The organism is Streptomyces sp. NPDC056480 (genome assembly GCF_042795405.1).
Classification (GTDB): Bacteria; Actinomycetota; Actinomycetes; order Streptomycetales; family Streptomycetaceae; genus Streptomyces.
This window is the reverse complement of record NZ_JBHTSA010000241.1, coordinates 1-3,574: the sequence shown is the minus strand read 5'-3', so window position 1 is coordinate 3,574 and position 3,574 is coordinate 1. Positions and strand designations below refer to the sequence as shown.

Sequence of the window (3,574 nt, the reverse complement as noted above, 5' to 3'; positions counted from 1 at the left end):
GACGGGGGCGCCGCAGGTGAGGCTCGTTACGTTGCCTCGGCGTATGCCTTTCGGCGTACCGCCTACAGACCGAGGTCGACCTCGAACTCGCCGGCCTCGAGGATCGCCTTGACCGAGGTCAGGTAGCGGGCGGCGTCGGCGCCGTCCACCAGACGGTGGTCGTAGGACAGCGCGACGTACGTCATGTCGCGGATCGCGATCGTCTCACCCAGGTCCGGGTGGTTGATGACGACGGGACGGCGCACGGTGGCGCCGATGCCCAGGATGGCGACCTGGTTCGGGGGCACGATGATCGTGTCGAAGAGCGCGCCGCGCGAACCGGTGTTGGAGATGGTGAAGGTCGCACCGGCCAGGTCGTCCGGGGTGATCTTGCTGGCGCGCACGGCGCCGGCCAGCTCCGCGGTCTTCTTCGAGATGCCGGCGATGTTCAGGTCGCCCGCACCCTTGATGACCGGGGTCATCAGACCCTTCTCGGAGTCCACCGCGATACCGATGTTCTCGGTGTCGAAGTAGGTGATCGTGCCCTCGTCCTCGTTGATCCGGGCGTTGATGACCGGGTGGGCCTTCAGCGCCTGGGCCGCCGCCTTCACGAAGAACGGCATCGGGGAGAGCTTGACGCCCTCACGGGCGGCGAAGGCGTCCTTCGCGCGACCGCGCAGCTTCATCAGCTTGGTGATGTCGACCTCGACGACCGAGGTCAGCTGGGCCTGGCCGTGCAGCGCCTTCATCATGTTGTCGCCGATGACCTTGCGCATGCGGGTCATCTTGACGGTCTGACCGCGCAGCGGGGAGACCTCCAGGGCCGGAGCCTTGGCGGCGGCGGCCGGAGCGGCCGCGGCGGGGGCGGCGGCGGCCTTCTTGGCCTCGGCGGCCGCGAGGACGTCCTGCTTGCGGATCCGGCCACCGACGCCCGAACCCTTGACGGCCGCGAGGTCGACACCGTTCTCGGTGGCGAGCTTGCGGACCAGCGGGGTCACGTACGCGCCGTCCTCGGCCGGAGCGGCCGCGGGGGCCGCCGGAACCGGGGTGACGACCGCGGGGGCGATCGACGGGGCCTGGGCGACCGGCGCCGGAGCGGCGGCCGGGGCGGCCGGAGCCACCGGCGCGGGGGCCGGAGCCGGGGCGGCCGGAGCGGCCGGGGCCGGAGCGGCGGCGGGAGCCGGGGCGGCCGGGGCCGGGGCGGCGGCCGGAGCCGCACCCGCGGCACCGATGACGGCGAGCTTGGCGCCGACCTCGGCGGTCTCGTCCTCGGCGACGACGATCTCCAGGAGAACGCCGGAGGCCGGGGCGGGGATCTCGGTGTCGACCTTGTCCGTGGAGACCTCGAGCAGCGGCTCGTCGGCCTCGACGGTCTCGCCGACCGACTTCAGCCAGCGGGTCACGGTGCCCTCGGTGACGGACTCGCCGAGCGCGGGCAGCACGACGTCGGTGCCGGTGGCACCGCCGGCCGGGGCGGCGGGGGCCTCTGCCACGGGGGCCGGAGCGGCCGGAGCCTCGGCGACCGGCGCCGGGGCGGCCGGGGCCGCGACGGGCTCGGCGGCCGGGGCGGGCTCGGCGGCCGGAGCCGGGGCGGCGGCCGGGGCGCCCGTGCCGTCGTCGATGATGGCCAGCTCGGCGCCGACCTCGACCGTCTCGTCCTCGGCGACCTTGATGGAGGCCAGGATGCCCGAGGCGGGGGCGGGGATCTCGGTGTCGACCTTGTCGGTCGAGACCTCGAGCAGCGGCTCGTCGGCCTCGACACGCTCACCCTCGGCCTTGAGCCAGCGGGTGACGGTGCCCTCGGTGACGCTCTCGCCGAGCGCCGGCAGGGTTACGGAAACCGACATGGTTTCAGTTGCTCCTAACGAATTGCGGGAAGTGGTCGTCGCGCCCTGTGATGACGTGAGCGTCAGTCGTGGGAGTGCAGAGGCTTGCCGGCCAGGGCCAGGTGGGCCTCGCCGAGCGCCTCGTTCTGCGTCGGGTGGGCGTGGATGAGCTGCGCGACCTCGGCCGGCAGCGCCTCCCAGTTGTAGATCAGCTGCGCTTCGCCGACCTGCTCGCCCATGCGGTCACCGACCATGTGGACGCCGACCACGGCACCGTCCTTGACCTGGACGAGCTTGATCTCGCCCGCGGTCTTGAGGATCTTGCTCTTGCCGTTGCCCGCCAGGTTGTACTTGAGGGCGACGACCTTGTCCGCGCCGTAGATCTCCTTGGCCTTGGCCTCGGTGATGCCGACGGAGGCGACCTCGGGGTGGCAGTACGTCACCCGGGGCACGCCGTCGTAGTCGATCGGGACGGCCTTCAGGCCGGCCAGGCGCTCCGCGACGAGGATGCCCTCGGCGAAGCCGACGTGCGCGAGCTGGAGCGTCGGGACGAGGTCGCCCACGGCCGAGATCGTCGGCACGTTGGTACGCATGTACTCGTCGACCAGGACGTAGCCGCGGTCCATCGCGACGCCCTGCTCCTCGTAACCGAGACCGGCGGAGACCGGGCCGCGGCCGATGGCGACCAGCAGCACCTCGGCCTCGAAGGTCTTGCCGTCGGCCAGGGTGACCTTGACGCCGTTGTCGGTGTACTCGGCGGACTGGAAGAAGGTGCCGAGGTTGAACTTGATGCCGCGCTTGCGGAACGCGCGCTCAAGAAGCTTCGAGCTGTTCTCGTCCTCGACCGGGACCAGGTGCTTCAGGCCCTCGATCACCGTGACGTCGGTGCCGAAGGACTTCCACGCCGAGGCGAACTCGACGCCGATGACGCCGCCGCCCAGGATGATCGCGGACTCCGGGACGCGGTCCAGGGTCAGCGCGTGGTCCGAGGAGATGATCCGGTTGCCGTCGATCTCCAGGCCGGGGAGGGACTTCGGCACGGAGCCGGTGGCCAGGAGGACGTGACGGCCCTCGACGCGACGACCGTCGACGTCGACGGAGGTCGGGGAGGACAGGTGGCCGGTGCCCTCGATGTAGGTCACCTTGCGGGAGGCGACGAGACCCTGCAGACCCTTGTACAGGCCCGAGATCACGTCGTCCTTGTACTTGTGCACGGCCTTGATGTCGATGCCCTCGAAGGAGGCCTTGACACCGAACTGCTCCGCCTCGCGGGTCTGGTCGGCGACCTCGCCGGCGTGGAGCAGGGCCTTCGTCGGGATGCAGCCGTTGTGCAGGCAGGTGCCGCCGAGCTTGTTCTTCTCGATCAGTGCGACGTCCAGGCCCAGCTGCGCTCCGCGCAGCGCCGCGGCGTAACCGCCGCTACCGCCGCCGAGGATCACTAGGTCGAAAACGGTGCTGGCGTCGTTCGCCACGTCACGTCCTCCATGCATGTGCGCTCGTCGCCGGTCCTCGATGACCGGGCGGCGGCTGGTGTTCGGCCGCTTATTTTCGGCCCTGTGGTGGGGGCCCTGTCCTGCCGAGAACCCATCTTCGCACTTGTTGACGGATGGCGGGACGCGGGGCCGTGCTCTGAGACGGCCGATCGTCCGTACGGCGGGCGGACCAGAGCGTACGAACCTACGGATTTCGTCGCGGGCGAACGGCGACGGCCCCGGGCACGCAACCCGGGGCCGGGGCCGGCACACCCCCGCGGAAACCTCCCCCGCCGG

At 71.2% G+C, this 3,574-nt stretch carries 2 protein-coding genes; both read right to left on the bottom strand.

Annotated elements, in window-relative coordinates; translation table 11 throughout:
* Positions 1–62: 62 nt before the first annotated feature.
* The gene (gene sucB / locus ACFQ79_RS40520; protein WP_383593365.1) at positions 63–1,826 is read right to left on the bottom strand and encodes a 2-oxoglutarate dehydrogenase, E2 component, dihydrolipoamide succinyltransferase; all 1,764 of its coding nucleotides are present in this window, start codon (positions 1,824–1,826) and stop codon (positions 63–65) included.
* 62 nt (positions 1,827–1,888) lie between these two features.
* Complete coding sequence (gene lpdA, locus ACFQ79_RS40515) at positions 1,889–3,277, bottom strand: dihydrolipoyl dehydrogenase (protein ID WP_073919526.1); 1,389 nt, start codon at positions 3,275–3,277, stop codon at positions 1,889–1,891.
* Positions 3,278–3,574 lie beyond the last annotated feature (297 nt).